Source organism: Listeria sp. SHR_NRA_18 (genome assembly GCF_003856515.1).
Lineage (GTDB): Bacteria > Bacillota > Bacilli > Lactobacillales > Listeriaceae > Listeria_A > Listeria_A newyorkensis.
Window position 1 is genome coordinate 120,711 of sequence record NZ_QPKR01000006.1, and the last position, 19,744, is coordinate 140,454.

Genomic DNA, 19,744 nt, shown 5'->3' on the forward strand with positions numbered 1-19,744 from the left:
CAAATTTCTCTATAAATCATTATTTTGCCCCCTAAAATTACATTGCAAGCCTAAAAATAAATATTTTTTCAAATTTTCTCTTCCTATAAATGTCTCTAAATTCATCCCTGAAACCTTACATTTTATTATATTTATCACTTGTAACCGATTACATTTTGTTTTATAATGATTTCATCGAAACGTTTCTATAACAAAGCACTTTTTGCAACGCCAATTTTCAACAAAAATAAAAAGGTGGAGGAAAAAAGATGAAGAAAAAATGGAGTATGTTGTTGTTAACCATTATTTTAGTAATAGGAGCGGCACTAGCAGGTTGCGGAAATTCTGACGACGCTGCTGACACCAAGGTTCTAAACGTTTGGGCAATGGGAGATGAAGCCAAACAATTACCAAAACTCGCGAAAGACTTTGAAAAAGAAACCGGCATAAAAGTGAAGGTCCAAGCCATTCCCTGGGCTAACGCTCATGATAAACTACTGACCGCCGTCGCCTCAAAATCCGGCCCAGATGTTGTTCAAATGGGGACAACATGGATGCCCGAATTCGTTGCAGCAGGCGCACTAGAAGACTTGGCAACATACACAGATAAATATCCCGAACTAGACGCTAAAAACTTCTTTGACGGTTCTGCAAAAACGACCCAATTCGATGATAAAACCTACGCGGTTCCCTGGTACGCCGACACGCGCGTGCTTTTCTACCGCACCGATATACTAAAAAAAGCCAGCTACGATCATGCCCCAAAAACATGGGACGAACTATCCGAAGTTGCTGAAAAACTCTCGAAACGCGAAGACAATATGTATGGCCTTAACATCGACGGCAAAGAACAAAGCCTCGGCTTCATGTTTGGCCGTCAAAACGGTTCACCACTTTTCGATGACACCAATAAACCCGTTTTCAACAAAAAGCCATTCGTAGATGCCGTATCCTATCTAAATAGCTTTTTCGAAAACGGCTCGGCGCCAAAAGATGATCTCGGTCTAGATGTCGCTCAAACATTCAGTGGTGACGCGATTGTCCCTATGTTCATCAGTGGTCCCTGGATGGTAAAAGCCGTCAAAGACACCGTTCCAGATATCGATGGAAAATGGGCAACAGCCGTACTTCCCGCAAAAGAAAACAACATGTCGAGCCTCGGCGGAGCTAACCTAGCCGTTTTCAAATACGGTAAAAATAAAGATGACGCTGGGAAATTCCTCCAATATATGAGCAAACCAGAAACCCAACTCAAATGGATGGAACTAACCAATTCCCTGCCCACCGCTCAAAAATCATGGGAAAACAAAACCCTAAAAGGCGATCCATTCTATAAAATATTCGGCGAACAAATGGCGAACGCAGAACCAATGCCACTGATTCCCGAATTTGAAGAAATCGCGCAAGCCTACATGAAGAGCTTCGAACAAATCTACCGTGGCGGCGCGGACGTCCAAGACCAGATGGACACATTCAACGATGAAGTCAACACCATTCTAAAAAAATAATGAACCGTTCGAGGTGAAGAGGTCGGGACAAAACTCCAAATAAGAAAAAAATCGCCTCGCCCGTTATTTTGGGTAAGACGAAGACTGGGCTTCACACAAATCGAGCGAAAGCGTTTGTATTCAGGTGATTTGGTGGAAGCCGGAAGCGGAGTGTACGAGACTGTACATGATGACTGAAAGCAGGGAGAGGGTAGTTTCCTCGACCATGCGAGAAGTTAAGCGAAACTGCTATTGTGTAGCAGAACCGGTGGATGGATTAACCGTTCCCTGCGTTCACGCTTATATTGAGACTGTAACTCATTACATTCCGAACAGTCCCAACAATGCGAGCGCTTGCCGCCGATTTATTTGGATTATGTCCCAGCCCCCCTCACCTCAACTACATATTAAAGGAGGTTTACAATTTGCGTCGTTTTATGGATCAAAAAACACCATACCTATTCATTTCACCAGCACTTTTGCTATTAATCATGTTTTCCCTTTTCCCAATCGTCATCGCTTTTGTCATCAGTTTTACCGATATTAATCTAGTCGGACTCGCGGATTGGTCAAAAATCAATTTCATCGGCTTTGACAACTACAAAAACGTCTTATCCGATCCGATATTCCTAAAATCGATTGGGAATACGCTTTTTTATGTTATCATCGGCGTGCCCTTAGTCATCGTTTGTTCACTCGGAATTGCACTCATGATTAATTTTAGCCAAGCGAAGATTTTTCAGTTCTTCCGGCTGATTTTTTATACACCATCTATCACAAATGTTGTTGCTGTCGCAGTCGTTTGGAGCTATTTATACAATCCGCAATTCGGTTTATTCAACTATTTATTATCCTTACTTGACTTACCCGCGGTGCCTTGGCTACAAGACCCAACCATCGCCAAAGTTTCCTTGATTATACTTGCTTTATGGCGGGCAATCGGCGTTAACATGATCATCTTTTTAGCGGCATTACAAGGGATTCCGCGCGAATATTACGAGGCCGCCCAACTTGACGGCGCCAATCGCTGGAAACAACTCACCAACGTGACGGTTCCGCTATTACGTTTTGCGATTTTCTTTGTGACCGTTACAACGATGATTGGCTGGCTGCAATTTTTCGAAGAACCGTTTGTCATGACACAGGGCGGACCACTTGATAGCACGACATCCGTGGCGCTGTTCATTTATCGAAACGGTTTCCAACTAAGCAAATTCGGATACGCCGCAGCAGGCTCATTTATCCTATTCATCGCAATTATCATCATCACCATCGTTCAGTTCAAAATTCAAAACCGTCATGACGACACCCAAATGTAGGAGGAGTGAAAAATATGAATCAATATGCAAACAAATCACGCGGTGCCAAATGGCTCGTAGGTCTTATTTTAGCAGTTGGCGGATTCTTCATGATCCTTCCATTCATCTGGATGGTCCTCTCCTCTGTCAAAACCGACGCAGAAATCCTGCAAATTCCACCGACCATTTGGCCAGAAACATTCACATGGGACAACTTCAAAAGCCTATTCACAGAACTAAATTTCGGCGTCTACTTGCGCAATACACTTGTCATCGTCCTGTTTTCCTTCATCGGCCTATTCCTGAATGCCATGGCAGGTTACGGTTTCGCCAAGTTCAAATTCCGCGGTAAAAATCAGATGTTTTATATGGTTCTCGCAACGATGATGATTCCCGGACAAGTCACCATGATTCCAGTTTATCTGATTCTCAACATGTTCCACCTGACCAACACGATGACCGGTATCGTCTTACCAGGCCTTGTCGGCGCCTTCGGAATTTTCCTGTTCCGCCAGTTTATGTCGACGATTCCAGATGAGCTCATGGAAGCCGCGAGACTAGACGGTGCCAGCGAATTCTTTATCTTTTGGAAAATCATCCTACCGATTTCGCGACCAGTCCTCGCCGTGCAAGGCATCCTAACCTTCATCGCTGGCTGGAACTCCTTCCTATGGCCACTCATCATCGCAAACGACGAAAAATACTACACACTTTCCGTCGGGCTATCCTTACTAAAAGGCCAATACGCCAGCAACTACGCACTACAAATGGCCGGCTCAACGTTCATGGTCATCCCGATTATCCTGATTTTCATGATGTTCCAAAAGTACATTTTGAAGGGATTCAATGTGTCAGGATTGAAATAACATCATTGTTACACGACAAATACCACTCCAAATAGTCTGGGGTGGTATTTTTTCATGCACAGGATTCCATCGTATCACTTTAATAAACTTCTCCAATCGCTAGGAAATCCTATTTGCTCTAATTCAATCCATTCTTCATATTTATCGAAAGTTTTCTCCATACGCTTTACGAATTCATTCCATATTTCTCTATCTGCGCATAAATATTTTAGTATAAGTATCGGTGTAAATATCCTTTTTGTGTTCGAATCTCGAGGCATTTCAGCTAACAACTTAGGCGTTATTGCTAAACTACGATTATATAGTCTCCCATTATGAGCACAGATGTTTCGTATCAATACAGTAGTATGCAGCCAACTTTCAATATACTCATAGTCATGTTGAAAACAACCGCGCATCCTTTTTTTAACTTTCGGTTTTAGATTATTATAAAATTTTGAGATATCATTGAAATTGCACATCTCGACGACAATCCAAAAAGGAAACTTACTATTGTAATTGTCTTTGTACCATGACACAAAAAGCTCTCTATTCCGATCCTTGATGTTGGCAATTCTATAAAATTTCTCTAACCAACTTGCATGATACTCTTCTCTCCGAAAATTCTGAGCATTCATATAGCCTAACGGAGAACAATCATGTACAAATCTGTATGCTATTTTAGACTTCACTTCTGTTTCGATATTATCAATAACGTAGAGCAAGTTATTTCTGAGCTCCTTATCAAATATATAAATAGATGCTATTTTTTCAAAAGATAACCCATCAACAAATTTATCCTTTTCTTCAAAATAAGATAACCAATACCCACTCAAACGATAGTATTGTACCTTCTCCAAGAAGTTTTCTGCAAATATTTCATCTGGGAATAACATACCTTTTTTCTTTAATATCCCAATTTGTTCTCTATAAGTGGTGGCTGGTTTATCTGTTTTTAGCATTATAGCACTCTCCTGTATATAAAAAACGACCCCGCCTGTTCCACTTCACAATCTCTAACGAAATTGGATAGGTGTGCGGAGTTTTATTACTCTAAGTATACCATGTCTCGCTGTCTTTGTCACATTCAACTGCTACATAACCACACTGATTTTGAACCCATTTCATTCTAACATCCCATAAAACATTTCCATCGCATGCTGATTATACGTCACATAATCAAATTCTTTCGTAGGAACTTCTCCATTCAGCGCTCGCAACATCCCGTCCTCCAAATGCTCTTTTGAATTTGGGATTAGCAAACCATATCCGTCCTCCAAAATACTCCGCGACCCAGGAATATCTGTCGCCACAATCGCCTTCCGCAAAATCAATGCCTCCAACAATACCATTGGCTGCCCCTCATGATTCGACGGCAAAATAAACACGTCACACTGCTTCAACAGAGGAAACGGATTGACCACTTGCCCAAGCAACGTCACATGCTTCTCCAAGCCGAGTTTCCCAATCACTTCCGCCAGTTCTTCCTTCAGTTCGCCATTGCCAATCAACACTAATTTCGCTTCATGTCGCTTTGCAACAACCTCTTTAAAAGCCTCAATCAACACCCGCTGATTCTTCTCGGGAGAAAGCCTTCCCATCGTCACAAAATAAAAGCTATCCTTATCCAACTCAACATCTGGCGCTTCATCCGCAGCCTTCAGCACCGCCTCATAATCCAGCGAATTATGCACATAGACCATTTTTTCCGAACTATTCTCCACTAAATGCCGCAGTTTTGCCTCGTTCAAATCTCGCGTATGTTCCGCCACCGAAACGATTTTATCAAAAGAATTATACAGTAAGAAAATCACGTTTAAATCTACGCGATGCTTGTAATCCACGCCTAATTTTTTACGATATTCTTGCATCATCTCGTTATGCTGATAAATCAACTTCCGATTCGCCCCACTCGTCGCCAGCAACAAGGTCCAATACTTAAAATATCCATCAAAATCAATCGCTATATCAATCTTCGTTTTCCCTAAAATCCGTCGCAATTCGCGCTGGTATAATCGTTTCACTTCATCCTCTAAAAAACCTTCTGGCCCAAACTCCACATACAACTCGTGACTCGCTGTAAAAAGCCGTTCTTCGGCCTTGCTCTCCGCGGCAGTTCGCAACATACCACCAACCACCGTCACCCGCAAAACACGCGGATCTAATTTTTCAAAATTCCGTTTACAATCATCGTGAAGCGCCTCCGTATCCATCACAATAACCCGATAGCGCTCGTAGTCCAAATTATGCAACAAATTGATAGCCGACGTCGTAATCCCATTATTTTTAAAACCACCGCAATACATCAAAATCGTCTTTTTACTATCGTTCTCACGTTTTGCCGGCAAAGAACCCGTCTCCCATTGCTGCGAGGTAATGACTGTGCCCGGTATTACGCCCTGTAAATTGGCTGGCAATTCACCATCCGTCACAATATAATCCGCATGCAGCAAACTACGCACTAACAAAGGCTCCAATGGCTTGCCGCGATAAAAATGACTATACGTTTGGCCATCTTTTTTTATAAAATAACTTGGCATCGCCCCATCCGAAACAACATAGGCCGCACTTGCCAAAGTCTTATCACTCAACGATTCCAGCGACATCCCTGCAAAAATCGGATGCTCCATTATGCCTTCAATAAAACCCTCATGATCCGACACAATGACGACGCTATTTTTTCGAATCGGTTCTTGCAAATAATACTTCAAATAACGCTCTCCCATCCAAGTTCGCCTCCTCGCGTTTCTTCCAATATTCCCGTTCTGATTTTTTCGAAACGATAAAAGGATACCAGTCGCAAAACCGCTCATCCTCCTATACGAATGCAGCATCATCATCTCAAGCCTTACATATCAAAAAATGAACACAAAAACAACCTGAAAAATTGGACCGCTAAATCCATCCTTTTTCAGGTTGTTATTCATGCATAAAAAGTATAATATTGATTACGATCCGTAACAGAAGTCGCGACCTTTTTGAGTATCTCACTAGCCACTAAGCCATCAAAAATCTTTTTAGCAGTATTCGGAGATTTCCCCAAATGCACAGCCAATTCCTTCGTTCGAATACTTCCTTTATTGTAAACGATAGACAAAGACGCCTGCTGATTACTAGTAAGCCCGTCCCAATCAATCTCTTTTTGACTCCTCCAAATGTACTTACCTATCCTCAGCCTTACGTCGATACCAAAAATAAAACATCGCAAGCGGCCACCAGAGCACTGCAAAAATAGGGAAAATGCACCACAAAACATCCGGCGAATACATCACGTTGACGACGATGAATAAAATAATCAGCAACGCCGCACCCCAAATCGAAAACCCTAAGTTCACCTTTGCCAGCGCGCGTCTTTTCTTCGTATTCGGCTTAGCAACTTCCAATTCCGCAATAATCTCATCGATATCACCAAACTCAATAATCGCCTTATTCACCGCGTCCTCTTCAGATTTCCCTTCCTCCATCAAGTCCGCCACTTTTTCCGCTAAATTGTACGTAATTTCTTCCTTAATTCGCGCCGCCTGCTCGCTCTCTGGTACATTTTCAAATAACTTCTCCACAAATTCCGATATTCTATTCACTAATCAATCTCCTCCAAAAAAAGGTTCATAATGCCCTTAATCTCTCGCCATTCCCGCGCCATCTCACTCAAATAAGCTCGGCCAAGACTCGTAATCATATAATATTTTCGCTTCCCACCATGCGAGCGTTCCCCGAAATACGACTCAATCAACAACTTCTTCTCCAACCGCTGAAACACCGCATACAGCGTCGCCTCTTTAATTTGAAAGCGATCACCCGTCCGTTCACTAATTTGCTTCGAGATCTCATAACCATAAGAATCCCCATCCGCCAAAATCCGCAAAATAATCGAGTCCACATGCCCTCTTAAAATATCACTACGAATCAAAATCACCCCTCAAATTACTCTACCAGATAGAATTATAATCTTCCTTAACTTTACCACCCGAACCCCCGTCTGTCAAAACTTTTTGCAACCCACTAAAATTCATGATAGGCTTATCAAAAAGGAGATGTTCCAAATGCAATTAAAACTAGACAAAACCAACTACACCATCGCCAAATTCCATCCAGACTTCCCAGTACCTACATGGTTCCAAACCGAGGCCTCCCAGTTCAAAAGCATCACATACACCGACGAAGAATGCTCCATCATCCTCCCAACCGAGCGCCTCGACACAGCAGAAGCTCAATCCACAGAATCCGACTGGTTCCTCCTAAAAATCGAAGGAATCCTCGACTTCTCATTGACAGGCATCCTAAGTAAAATCGCGACGCCCCTAGCCGAAAAAGAAATCAGCATCTTCGCCGTCTCCACCTACAACACCGACTACATCCTAATGAAACAAGCCGACTTAGATCGCGCAATCACGACACTAACAACCGCCGGCCACCAAATCACCGAATAACAAAAAAACACGATTCCCCAAAACTAGAGAATCGTGTTTTCCTATTAAATCTCGCATTCACCACTAAACCAGCAAGGACCGAGAAATGCTTAATTTCTAGGCAAAAGCGAGTACCGAAGCGGAGCGTACGACTGTACGTTGACTGAAAACAGAGAGGGGTCCTATCCCCGACCATGTGAGAAGTTATGCGAAACGCAGTGTAGAAGAGCATCGGAACAGAGCCAATTAAGGATGGCAGCCTCACTTTGTTCACCTGCATATTGGTGTTGTAACTCATTCTCATTTCGAACAACACCAACAACGAAAGTGAGCGTTTCTCGGTTCTTGCGCGCCTTTTGCGTTACTGGTTGGTGGATGTTGCAGCAGTAAGTGTCACCGTCGTTGTTTCTTTCTTACCATCACGATAGTACTTCACTTCCATCTTGTCTCCAACTTTCACATCATTCGAATACAAAATTTGGCGTAGTGTCATCGAGTTTGTTACTTTCTTACCGTTCATTTCAACGATAACATCATATTCTTTCAAACCAGCTTTATCAGCAGCTGAACCGGAAACGACTTGTTGAACCATCGCACCATAATCCACGCCATCTGGTAATTTTAACACTTGTTGTTGTTGTACTTCTGGAATCGTATCCACGTCACGCAATGTCACACCTAGCGACGGACGCTCTACTTCTCCATTTTTCTCTAACTGTTCGATAATTGGTTCAACCGTATTGATTGGAATCGCAAAACCGATACCCTCTACGTTTTCCGTTGAAATTTTCATCGAGTTAATACCGATCACTTGGCCTTCAATATTGACTAGCGCTCCACCACTGTTACCAGGGTTAATCGCCGCATCGGTTTGAATAACTTCCGCTTCCCAATCTGATGTACCGTCGCCATTTGTATCAACAGGCACCGTACGATTCAGACCAGAAATAATACCCTCCGTTACCGTTCCAGCAAATTCCGTTCCAAGTGGACTACCAATCGCAATCGCCGTTTCGCCGACTTTAAGCGAATCAGAATTACCAAACTCAGCAATCTTCGTCACATTTTTATCGCTAATCTCAAGAACCGCTAAGTCATTCCATTTGTCTGTTCCGACAAGCTTAGCTTCCGTTTTCTTACCATTTGAAAACTTGACTTCGAGTTTGTTCGCACCCTCTACCACGTGATTATTCGTCACGATATATGCTTTACCATTCGCTTTCTTATACACAACACCAGATCCAGAAGAAGCTTCCTCTTCCGCTGATGCATCTGTACTAATCGACGTTCCAGCTTGGTAATTCAAAACACTGACAACCGCATCCTGTACTTTTTCAAGTGCTTTTGTTGTGCTGGTCGTGTTTTCAACGGTTACTTTCTTCGTTTCGCCGCTACCAGTGGATGTCGTGTTCGAAGTCGTGTTGGTGTTATCATCATGAAGCGCGCCCCATGAGAAACCGAGCACGATCAACGCACCAATCAAGACCCCTAAAAGGCCTGTTAAAAAGACGGCTAGCATCGTTTTCTTCTTACCTTCTTTTTTCGGCGGCTCGCTACCATTTCCACCTCCGCCAGCACGCGTTGGAGGTACCGGTGGAACCACATTATTCCCACCACCACTACTTGCAGGTGTCGGTTTCACTTCTGGTTCACTAGCCGATGCATCAAAGAAAGCATGTGTGGAACTCGCTTCTGCTTCCTCTTTCGTCGCTGTAGCAAATGGCTCACCTTCTGGCGTTACGCCTTCTGCAGAATGAACAGCTTCGACAGGGATATCACGCGCAACTTGCGGCTCAGGTGACGTATGTACCGCCGCATCCCCGGTTGGCTCAGGTTTTTCGTAAGATTGTGACTCCGGTAACCTCTCAGGAGAAGCCCCACTTGCTAGCTCATCTTTATGTGTTTCCAAATCTTTGTTTTTCTCATCCATGCATAATTCATCCCTTTCCAAATTGTAGACGTATCCATATAGCTATTCTATACCCTAATTATGAAAAAACTATGAAATTTTATTAAAATTTTTGCTATAACTCACATTAAATCGTAAAAATCGGTGTTGGAATCTCAGGATCAGTGTCGAAAAGGTCAATTTGTTCGCCGATGATGATGCCCTCACCAGCCAATGTTTGCGAAACGGCCATTCTTGCCAAATCCTTCATATTATTATCTTTGCTCAAATGCCCGAGATAAATCCGCTTTGTCGCGTCACCAATCACTTCACTCATCGCAATACCAGCATCCTCATTCGACACGTGACCCTCATCGCCCAAAATACGACGCTTCACATTCCAAGGATAACGCCCCATCCGCAGCATCTCCACGTCATGATTACTCTCAAAAAGGTACGCATCCGCATTCGCAATATGACCTTTCATCCGATCACTCACGTAACCCGTATCCGTTATCATCACGAATTTCTTTTTCCCACTGTGGAAAATATAAAACATCGGTTCCGCCGCATCATGTGACACACCAAACGATTCCACTTGCAAACTACCGAATGATTTCACCGTCTCCATATCAAATTGAAATTTCTGTGCTGAGTTAATCTCGCCAATCGACGTTTCCATCGCGGCCCACGTCTTTGCATTCGCGTAAACAGGCACCTCATAACGCCGCGCCAGCACGCCAAGCCCTTTAATATGATCCACATGCTCATGCGTCACCAAAATCGCATCCACATCCGTCATACTCCGCCCAACTTCGCTGAACAAATGCTCGATTTTCTTGCCACTCAAGCCACAATCCACCAAAATCGTCTGATCCGCCGTCTCAATCAACGTCGCATTTCCTGAACTACCACTTGCCAATATACTAAAACGGAGCTGATCCGTCGCCTGATTCGCTGTCTTAATTTCCTTTGCAAACATCGCTTTCTAGCCCCCTTAAAAATTCCATAACCTTATTGTACAACGAAAAAAACACAATTGCACGAAAAAAGGAGAAACCTCACATTTTCCAAGGCTCTCCCAATTTCCATTCTACTGTCGCGCTTTCAGAGCAGCGTCACTTTCCTCGGTTGGTACTTCCTCGTTCGCCTGCGCATCATTCGTATTAATCACAGACCCCTCCAAACCATTCACAAGAAAAAATGTCGTCTGCTTATCGTGTTTCACCTCAAAAGCCCATACAGGCAAGTACACGTCCGAACTCGGCAAACTCACCAAGTTATAATAACCAAGCGTCGTATTCACAATCTTACTATTCTGCTTCAAATCACCATGCTGATGAAGTACCTCCAGCGCATCCGTTCCCGAAATCACATCGTCCTTTTCATCGAACATCTGCGTATCACCGAGCATCGTTTGCCGATACGAAATAACCTCATTATCCTTATTCAACGTAAACACAATCTGCCCATTCGTATTGAACAACACAGGTCGCCCATCAATTTTCTGATTAAACGTCATTTCACGATTCTCGGCATCATAATCCCAATACGTGTACCGATCCCCTTCAAAAACATCACTTTTCAAAAATGGCATCAAATCCGCGCCATACTTATCCGGGTCAATTTTGACAGGCTTAGTCAGCACCGAATAAATACGCTGATCCGCATTCAAAACTGAAATCTTCTGCCCTTTCAAATAATTGATATCCTTCTGCGTAAAAGCAATCGGCTCCGTCGTTAAATACGAGCCCTGCTCCGGATTAGAAGGAATTTTGCCATACGTGATATTTTCCGATTTCAACTTTTCTTCCAACGTCTGACTCACGAGCGGCGTCGGTGAAGAAGACATCCGCGAATCAATAAACAACACTAATAAGAAAATATCCAAAATCAAGAAGGCGATAATAAAAATCGTTTCTGTTTTCTTCCAATCCATTACGATTCGCCTCCCACTACAGGCGTCCACGTACCGTTGTATTTATAAAACCAAGCCGGCTTTAGCTCCACAACACGATTATAACTGTTATTATTTTGCTCATATCCCATCACGTATCCAGGAACAATCATCTGAATATCGTCCGGATCCACCGTCTTAATCAGGTTCTCATAAACGCTCACCGAACTCGGCAGCGTCACTTCTTTTGACTCCGTCGTAATTTGCGCACCTAACTTGAAGAACGGGCGCTGGTATTTATACACGCCTTCCGTCCCCTCCGTCACCAGAATCTGCGACATGCCATCATCGTTAAACACCGGCAATCCCTGCACAAACAACGAAAACGCGGTTGTCGAGCTATCCGCCGAGTAACCAGAATAATAATAATTTCCCGTCCAGCCCCAATGATCATTCACAAAATTAAAGCTCGACTGAATCTGCTCCGACTTCATCGCACTGCTAAGCTGCGACGTATCCCGACGTTCCTGCGCAGGATCCACATACGTGAGCACTTTTTCTTCCGGATTCACCGTCATCGAACTCGAACCATTCGTAAACGAGTTATCCTGCCCCTTCACCTTGCTACCGTCACCAAACAGCGCATTTTTAAACAATCCAATATCAATCGTCTCAATCACATACTGCTGCTTCTGCAACTTCACCGGCGCGTCGCTCAGGAACAAATACTGCTTATTCTTATACAACTCGTTCACAGGAGCAAGCGCCGTTTTCTGCTCCGTCAAAACGTGCTTCAACATATCCACCTGATCCTGCTGAATCGAGCCCTGATAAATCTGCTCATTCGAATCATTTCCAAAATACACAGAGAACAATCCATTCTCCGACTTAGTCAAATTAAACGTAATCCGATTAAACGAATTCAAGTCAAAATTATCGCCCTTCAGCCTAAAAACCTGACTGTAAATCGAAAGCGGCACAGCATTCGGGAAAACCAGTTCCATCGAATTATTCTGATGCATCATTCCCTGATAGCTCGCCGTCATTTTATCCGTCCGCACCAACTCAGAAAAATCAAACGTCGTCCCCGCCTTCACAAGCGCGTTAATCATCGTTAAATTTTGCGTCATGTAATGGTTGTCATTCTGGTGATAATACACCATCGTCGGCCTAAAAACCTGTTCTGGCTGGCGCAACTTCGCAATTTGCTCTTTTTTCACCGTTTCATTATCGATAACTTCATAATCCGGCTGCACTTTCCAGAGGCTGTAGCTTAGGAAAATACTGATAACTACAAGAACAGTGAGGATTATTCCTCTTATTTTTGTACCCTTCATTCCCAATCATCCTCCGGTAAGTCATTGTATGGCAACGTAAACGAGATTGTTGTACCTTTCCCGCGATTACGCTCTGCCCAGATTTCGCCACCATGCGCTGTAATAACATCACGCGCAATCGCAAGCCCCAGACCAGTTCCGCCCATTTCCCGCGACCTCGCCTTGTCCACACGGAAGAAACGATCAAACACTTTCGTCAAGTCCTCCTCAGGAATTCCCATACCTTCATCACTGATACTAACCTCAATCTCATTCTCCCGCTTCCGCAAGTAGAACGTAATCCGGCCACCATCCGGTGAATATTTATTCGCATTCGAGATAATGTTATCCATCACCTGCATAATTTTATCCTCATCAATTTCAATAATCACCGGCTCACGCGTAAACTGCCGCTTAAACGTAATCCCGTCCTTCTTCATCATCTCAAACCGATCAATAATATGATTGAAAAAGTCATTAAAATTCACAAAATTCTTATCCAAATTCGTGCGTCCGCTATCCATTCGTGACAATTTCAGCAAATCGTTCACCAAACGAATCATCCGCTCCGTCTCGCTTTGCGTCACCTCAAGGAAACGCGGCGCAATCTCTTCATCACGCCAAGCACCATCGCTGAGCGCCTCCAAATAACTGCGCATACTCGTAAGCGGCGTCCGAAGTTCATGCGATACATTCGATACAAAGTCGCGGCGTTCCTGATCCACTTTTTCCTGGTCCGTAATATCATGTAAAACAGCAATAATCCCGTTCACAAAACCAGTTTCCCGCTGAATCACCGACAAGTTTGCTCGTAAAATATACGGCTCCTCAAACGTACTGCGATCCATCGTAAGCGGCTCTTCCAACTCCATCAAATCATCGAAGGAATAGTCCTCCGCCACGCCAAGCACGTCGATAATTGGCTTCCCATTCGCACTCTCATGCGCCATTTTCAGCATTTTCTCAGCCGGCGTATTAATCAAAATGACCTTCCCGCGGCGATCCGTTGCAATCACGCCATCCGTCATGTAAGAAAGTACCGACGACAACTTGCGCCGTTCCCCTTCCGTCATGGCTTGCGCCTCCTGCACCCGTTTCGTGAGCGCATTAAAAGATTCCGCCAATTGGCCAATTTCATCCATGCCGTACACTTTTACTTTTCGCGTATAGTTCCCACGAGCCATCGCAAAAGCCTGCCGTTTCATATCCGTAATCGGCTTCGTAATCGTTCGCGATAGTAAAATACCAAGAATCGCCGTAATAATCATCGCAAGCAGCGTCCCTGTGATAAAGATACTCGTTATACTATCGACCTGCTCATACACCGACTCAATATCAGTAGCCAAATAGATGGCGCCAATAACCTCTCCTTTTGAAGTAATCGGGGTAACATCCACCCAAATTTGCCGTTTTGGATTCTTCCCCATGAAGATTTTATTTTCGCCATTCCCACTATTTATCGTGTTTTTAATCATCTTATTCGTCGAGACCTGTCCAACGATGCCCTGATTATCCACATCTGAGGTCCCAATGATTTTCAACTTATTATCTACGACTAGCACATTCTCAAAATCATTACTACCACGAACGAAATCGAGCAACATGCTTTGAATATTGCTCTCGAGTTTCGTCTGATCCTCATTCGTATATTTCAACATTTCCTCACGAACGTTATATTCCAATAAATTCACACTATTAGTAATCGCTGTTTTAAAGTTCTTCTCCAATTGGTCCTGCAATTCTCGCACAAAATAAGCCCCGATTACCTGCATCGCTACCAAAATAAGTAACAAATAAATCATGACAAATCTAAATTGAACCGATTGAAAAAACTTCATTCTCCGCATAATTTTTACTCCTGTTCAGGGTTACGTAAATAGTAGCCTACTCCCCGTCGTGTTACAAGCCATGCTGGATGACTTGGATTATCTTCAATTTTTTCGCGTAAACGGCGTACCGTCACGTCGACCGTCCGCACATCGCCAAAATAGTCATAACCCCAAACCGTTTGCAATAAATGCTCCCGCGTCATGACTTGTCCCATGTGCTTCGCCAAATAATGCAGCAACTCAAACTCGCGGTGCGTCAGTTCAATCGTCTCGCCACGCTTAGAAGCAACATACGCATCCGGATGAATAATAAGCGAACCAATTTCCAGTTCACTGTTTTCTTCCTCTTCTGCCGCCGCACTTCCAGCTGTACTATGACGACGCAAATTCGCCTTCACACGCGCAATCAACTCACGATTACTAAACGGTTTCGTCACGTAATCATCCGCACCAAGCTCCAGACCAAGCACCTTATCAATCTCAGAGTCTTTTGCCGTCACCATGATAATTGGCATGTCATATTTTTTACGAACCTCACGACATACTTCAATACCATCGCGACCAGGCAACATAATGTCAAGTAGAATCAAATCCGGTTGAATTTCCTCCACTAAATCAATTGCTTCATCACCATCGTACGCGCAATACACGTCAAATCCTTCTTTATTTAAATTAAATTTCACAATATCAGCTATCGGCTTTTCATCATCTACAACTAGAATTTTCTTTTCGGCCATCTTTAACCAGTCCTCCCATTTCTAAAATCGCTCCATTAGCGATACCTTATATTTTTTGAGAAATAACCCTTATGTTGCAACTGAAAAATGTCTTTCTTTATGAGATAATGGAATGCTTTATTTCCCACGTAACAATCCATGCCTGACCCCATTTCTAGTCATGGCAAAGTTTATCAAATGATAGACTATCACATTCATCATTATAACATAATATCTTCAGGATAGGAAAAGTTGGGAGGCTATTTGTACGTTCCTAAACAAAAACGCAGACATCCTAAGAAGGAGGCCTGCGCTATGTATTTTCTGTTTTAATCAAATAATGGGCTTACTGACTCGTTCTTGTGTACGCGAACGATTGCTTCGCCAAGTAACGGTCCTACAGATAATTGTTCGATTTTGTCAATCCATTTATCCTCTGGTAAAACGAGTGAATTCGTCACGATTAATTTCTCAATCGCAGAATTGTTAATACGCTCAATCGCTGGGCCAGACAAGACTGGATGTGAGCAACACGCATAGACTTTCGTCGCGCCACTCTCGATCAATGCATTGGCTGCAAGCGTGATTGTACCCGCCGTATCAATGATATCATCAATCAAAATCGCTACTTTTCCATCTACATTACCAACAATATTCATAACTTCCGCCACATTTGGACGAGGACGACGTTTGTCAATAATCGCAATCGGCGCTTTCAAACGATCAGCCATCTTACGCGCTCTTGTTACACCGCCGTGATCTGGAGAAACAACCACCAAATCTTCGTCTATATGATGCGAGCTGAAATAATTAGATAGCAAACGAACCGCGTTCAAATGATCGATTGGAATATCAAAGAAACCTTGAATTTGTGGTGCATGAAGATCTAGTGTAATCATGCGTGTAGCTCCTGCTTTTTCAATTAGGTTTGCTACCAGTTTTGCCGTGATTGGCTCACGACTACGCGCTTTACGGTCTTGACGAGCATAACCATAATACGGCATCACAATATTAATTGTTTTTGCTGAAGCTCTCTTAAGTGCATCAATCATGATCAAAAGTTCCATCAGATTTTGGTTAACAGGAAAACCAGTGGACTGCACGACATAAACGTGACAACCACGGATACTCTCTTCAATATTAATCTGAATTTCACCATCACTAAAATGGGTCACGCTGGACTTCCCTAAATTAATTCCTGCTACTTCCGCGATTTCCGCCGCCAGTGCTGGGTTGGAATTTAAAGAGAAAATTTTTAACTTTGGATCAAAATAATCGTTAGACATAATCAGCCTCCACATAGATTTTATATAATTTTTGAACGATTGGGGTTGCAGGACGGAAAAACCGCGGGACAACCCCATTGCAAATGATTACTTACCGAAATTCAGTTTTTTAGCATAGCCTTCTTTATTTTCCTGTTTCACACGGGAAATGGCAAGGGCATCTTCTGGTACATCTTTCGTAACCGTTGTTCCTGCTGCTACAAAGGCGCGATTGCCAATGTTCACCGGCGCTACCAGATTGGAGTTGCAACCAATAAAGACGTCATCGCCGATAATTGTTTTGGCTTTATTTTTGCCGTCGTAGTTCACTGCGATAGAACCGCAGCCAATATTGACATTTTCGCCGATTTCCGCATCACCCATGTAGATGAAATGCGGGATTTTTGAGTTTTTGCCAATTGTTGCTTTCTTCGTTTCTACAAAATTACCGATTTTCACGCCTTCGCTGATTTCAGATTCAGGACGCAGATGTGAATAAGGCCCTACTTGAACATCATCGCCAACTTTGCTGTCATAAATAGAAGAATGTCTCACTTGCACGCGTTCACCAAGAATCGCATTATCAAGCACGCTCGCACCAGTAATTTCGCAATCAGCACCGATTACTGTTTTACCATGAATCGCAACGTTTGGCCCAACAATCGTGTCTTGACCGATTTCAACATCGACATCGATATACGTGTTCGCTGGATCAATCAACGTTACGCCATTGCGCATGTGGTTCTCATTGATTCGGTGACGCATAATTTCTTGCGCCTCTGCCAAAGCTACGCGATCGTTAACGCCGAGTGATTCCTTCGCATTCTCCATCCGATAAGCCGCAACAACCTCATCTTCATCTTTTAAAATCTTGATAACGTCAGGCAAATAATATTCACCTTGCGCATTTTCATTGGATACTTTGGCTAACGCTTCGAATAACGCTTGATTGTCGAAGCAGTATGTCCCAGTATTGATTTCATTCACGCGCTGCTCTTTTTCGGACGCATCTTTTTGCTCGACAATTTTTTCAACGATTCCTAGGTCGTCGCGGATAATCCGCCCATATCCCGTCGGATCGTCTAAAACAGTCGTTAAAATGGTTGCTTTGGCACGTTTTTCTTGATGGTACTTCATTAAGTCTTCCATCGTATGCCCTTGAATAAGCGGCGTATCGCCACACACAACCAGCGTTACACCTTCTTTGTCACCAAGCACGCTCTTCGCCTGTAAAACCGCATGAGCCGTCCCTAGCTGCTCTTCTTGCAAAGCAAACACACTTCTATCTTTCAAATGGGTCTGCACTTGTTCCGCGCCGTGTCCAACAATCGTCACGACTTCATCCGGTTCAAGCTGACTGATTTGGTCTACTACATGTTCCACCATCGGCTTTCCACAAACAGGATGCAAAACCTTGTAAAGCTTCGACTTCATTCTTGTACCTTGCCCAGCCGCTAAAACAACCGCATATCTTTTCATCATTGACAAGACCCTCCAATTATCCACTATTCTTCATAATGATAATACCGTAAAAACCGCTTTTTTTCAAGGTGTAAATAGAACCTAATCTTATACACACTCGGAATAAATTCGTAGCAAGCGCTCGCAAGGACCGCCTATTCGCGATACTCATAGGCATATTGGGGCTGTAGCTCATTTCATTTCGCACAGCCCCAACAAAAAACAACCAGCGCTAGGGCTGGTTGTTTGGATTTATATTATTAATTATTCAGCAGTGACTTCTTCTTCAACTGCTACGTCTTCTGATACAACACTTGATTCTTCTTCGCCTACGCGAACATATTCAGCAAGTACAACCTCTTGGATTTTTCCACGAGTATCAGAATTAATTGGGTGGGCGATGTCACGGAATTCACCATCAACACCACGTTTACTTGGCATTGCTACGAATAAACCGTTGTTGCCATCAATGACACGAATATCATGAACAACAAATTCCTCATCTAAAGTTATGGAAGCAATAGCTCTCATTCTTCCATCAGTTTCTACACGACGTAATCTCACATCAGTTACTTGCATTATTAGTCACTCCTTATCCCATTTTGTCTTCTCATAGTTTCTTCGGGTTATTTTATCTTGTTACTTGGGACAAACATTAGTTTCCCTTTAGATCCGCTATTCACAACAAGCTTTTACCCAGGTCCTATAAAAAGTAGTGTTTAGTCTTCATTTCCTTCTTCCGCTTCTGGTGCTGCTTCTTCTACTTCACTGACAACTTCATCAGCTTCTGCATAAGCAACTAAGACAGCGTCCTGAATTTTAGCACGAGTATCTGAATTAATTGGGTGAGCGATGTCACGAAACTCCCCATCAGGAGTACGTTTACTTGGCATTGCTACAAATAATCCATCATTACCATCAATCACGCGAATATCATGTACTACGAATTCACCGTCAATAGTAATTGAAGAAATAGCTTTCATTCTTCCATCAGTCTCAACTCGACGTAATCTCACATCTGTAATTTCCATTTTCTTCACCACCTTAGCTCTTGTTGACATGCTACTTGTTGATTCAACACACACGCAACATCATAAAGATAACACTAGAGAATTGTTCCCTTGACATTTCTCCCATACAAAAAGTAATTCTTCAATCACTCCTTGTTCCCAAAAAAGGAAAGCCCAGAATTTTTCTCTAACAACATCATAATAAAAAAAGCTAAATTTGACAACTTTGTGACTTCGCGTATAAAAACACTGTTTATAGTGCATTTTTTATTGACAAAAATGAATTGTTTTTTATAAATAAATAATTGTATACTATAAATCCTTGAACTAAAAAGGTTCGATAC

At 43.0% G+C, this 19,744-nt stretch carries 19 protein-coding genes; 4 read left to right on the forward strand and 15 right to left on the reverse strand.

Annotated features, from left to right (window positions below; all coding sequences use genetic code 11):
* Nucleotides 1–248: 248 nt before the first annotated feature.
* The 3 genes from DUK53_RS10510 (at nt 249) to DUK53_RS10520 (ending at nt 3,630) form a co-directional block, all read left to right on the forward strand.
* Nucleotides 249–1,487, forward strand: coding sequence for a sugar ABC transporter substrate-binding protein (locus DUK53_RS10510; protein ID WP_036131941.1), 1,239 nt, complete (start codon nt 249–251; stop codon nt 1,485–1,487).
* Between the two features lie 416 nt (nt 1,488–1,903).
* The gene (locus DUK53_RS10515; RefSeq protein ID WP_373862728.1) at nt 1,904–2,785 is read left to right on the forward strand and encodes a carbohydrate ABC transporter permease; all 882 of its coding nucleotides are present in this window, start codon (nt 1,904–1,906) and stop codon (nt 2,783–2,785) included.
* A 14-nt stretch (nt 2,786–2,799) separates the two neighbouring features.
* Complete coding sequence (locus DUK53_RS10520) at nt 2,800–3,630, forward strand: carbohydrate ABC transporter permease (RefSeq protein ID WP_036131943.1); 831 nt, start codon at nt 2,800–2,802, stop codon at nt 3,628–3,630.
* A gap of 74 nt (nt 3,631–3,704) precedes the next feature.
* Here the strand turns inward: DUK53_RS10520 and DUK53_RS10525 are convergent, their stop codons facing one another.
* The 5 genes from DUK53_RS10525 to DUK53_RS10540 all read right to left on the reverse strand — a co-directional run bounded on the left by DUK53_RS10525 (nt 3,705) and on the right by DUK53_RS10540 (nt 7,519).
* Nucleotides 3,705–4,571 (reverse strand): Abi family protein, encoded by an 867-nt coding sequence (locus tag DUK53_RS10525; protein ID WP_036131945.1) that lies wholly within the window; start codon nt 4,569–4,571, stop codon nt 3,705–3,707.
* 162 nt (nt 4,572–4,733) lie between these two features.
* Entirely contained in the window at nt 4,734–6,335 is a 1,602-nt protein-coding gene (locus tag DUK53_RS10530; RefSeq protein ID WP_052164915.1) for a glycosyltransferase, read from the reverse strand.
* Between the two features lie 197 nt (nt 6,336–6,532).
* Entirely contained in the window at nt 6,533–6,706 is a 174-nt protein-coding gene (locus tag DUK53_RS17505; RefSeq protein ID WP_156110595.1) for a hypothetical protein, read from the reverse strand.
* A 64-nt stretch (nt 6,707–6,770) separates the two neighbouring features.
* Entirely contained in the window at nt 6,771–7,190 is a 420-nt protein-coding gene (locus DUK53_RS10535; RefSeq protein WP_036094619.1) for a permease prefix domain 1-containing protein, read from the reverse strand.
* Nucleotides 7,190–7,519, reverse strand: coding sequence for a PadR family transcriptional regulator (locus DUK53_RS10540; RefSeq protein ID WP_036094675.1), 330 nt, complete (start codon nt 7,517–7,519; stop codon nt 7,190–7,192). Before DUK53_RS10540 ends, DUK53_RS10535 begins: the two co-directional genes overlap by 1 nt.
* A gap of 133 nt (nt 7,520–7,652) precedes the next feature.
* Between DUK53_RS10540 and DUK53_RS10545 the strand changes: the two genes are divergently transcribed.
* Nucleotides 7,653–8,039: an ACT domain-containing protein gene (locus tag DUK53_RS10545; protein WP_036094620.1), complete on the forward strand. Its 387-nt coding sequence runs from the start codon at nt 7,653–7,655 to the stop codon at nt 8,037–8,039.
* A 340-nt stretch (nt 8,040–8,379) separates the two neighbouring features.
* On the opposite strand, the gene DUK53_RS10550 is transcribed toward DUK53_RS10545, so the two are convergent.
* The 10 genes from DUK53_RS10550 to spoVG (DUK53_RS10595) all read right to left on the reverse strand — a co-directional run bounded on the left by DUK53_RS10550 (nt 8,380) and on the right by spoVG (DUK53_RS10595) (nt 19,421).
* Entirely contained in the window at nt 8,380–9,948 is a 1,569-nt protein-coding gene (locus tag DUK53_RS10550) for a S1C family serine protease (protein WP_081964432.1), read from the reverse strand.
* A 106-nt stretch (nt 9,949–10,054) separates the two neighbouring features.
* Entirely contained in the window at nt 10,055–10,888 is an 834-nt protein-coding gene (locus DUK53_RS10555; RefSeq protein ID WP_052164916.1) for an MBL fold metallo-hydrolase, read from the reverse strand.
* 111 nt (nt 10,889–10,999) lie between these two features.
* On the reverse strand, nt 11,000–11,845 hold the full coding sequence (locus DUK53_RS10560) for a two-component system regulatory protein YycI (protein ID WP_036131951.1): 846 nt from the start codon (nt 11,843–11,845) through the stop codon (nt 11,000–11,002).
* Nucleotides 11,845–13,140 (reverse strand): YycH family regulatory protein, encoded by a 1,296-nt coding sequence (locus DUK53_RS10565; RefSeq protein WP_036094623.1) that lies wholly within the window; start codon nt 13,138–13,140, stop codon nt 11,845–11,847. The genes DUK53_RS10560 and DUK53_RS10565 overlap by 1 nt, the downstream gene beginning before the upstream one ends.
* Nucleotides 13,137–14,966: a cell wall metabolism sensor histidine kinase WalK gene (gene walK, locus DUK53_RS10570; RefSeq protein ID WP_036094624.1), complete on the reverse strand. Its 1,830-nt coding sequence runs from the start codon at nt 14,964–14,966 to the stop codon at nt 13,137–13,139. The genes DUK53_RS10565 and walK overlap by 4 nt, the downstream gene beginning before the upstream one ends.
* Nucleotides 14,967–14,971: 5 nt before the next feature.
* Nucleotides 14,972–15,685 carry a response regulator YycF gene (gene yycF / locus DUK53_RS10575; protein ID WP_036082165.1) on the reverse strand — a complete coding sequence of 238 codons (714 nt, stop codon included), beginning with the start codon at nt 15,683–15,685 and terminating at the stop codon, nt 14,972–14,974.
* 308 nt (nt 15,686–15,993) lie between these two features.
* The gene (locus DUK53_RS10580; RefSeq protein ID WP_036082163.1) at nt 15,994–16,950 is read right to left on the reverse strand and encodes a ribose-phosphate diphosphokinase; all 957 of its coding nucleotides are present in this window, start codon (nt 16,948–16,950) and stop codon (nt 15,994–15,996) included.
* An 87-nt stretch (nt 16,951–17,037) separates the two neighbouring features.
* Nucleotides 17,038–18,411: a bifunctional UDP-N-acetylglucosamine diphosphorylase/glucosamine-1-phosphate N-acetyltransferase GlmU gene (gene glmU, locus DUK53_RS10585; protein WP_036131953.1), complete on the reverse strand. Its 1,374-nt coding sequence runs from the start codon at nt 18,409–18,411 to the stop codon at nt 17,038–17,040.
* Nucleotides 18,412–18,654: 243 nt separating this feature from the next.
* A complete protein-coding gene (gene spoVG / locus DUK53_RS10590) occupies nt 18,655–18,969 on the reverse strand; it encodes a septation regulator SpoVG (RefSeq protein ID WP_036131955.1) in 315 nt (104 codons plus the stop codon).
* Between the two features lie 140 nt (nt 18,970–19,109).
* The gene (gene spoVG, locus DUK53_RS10595; RefSeq protein ID WP_036082159.1) at nt 19,110–19,421 is read right to left on the reverse strand and encodes a septation regulator SpoVG; all 312 of its coding nucleotides are present in this window, start codon (nt 19,419–19,421) and stop codon (nt 19,110–19,112) included.
* Between the last annotated feature and the right edge of the window lie 323 nt (nt 19,422–19,744).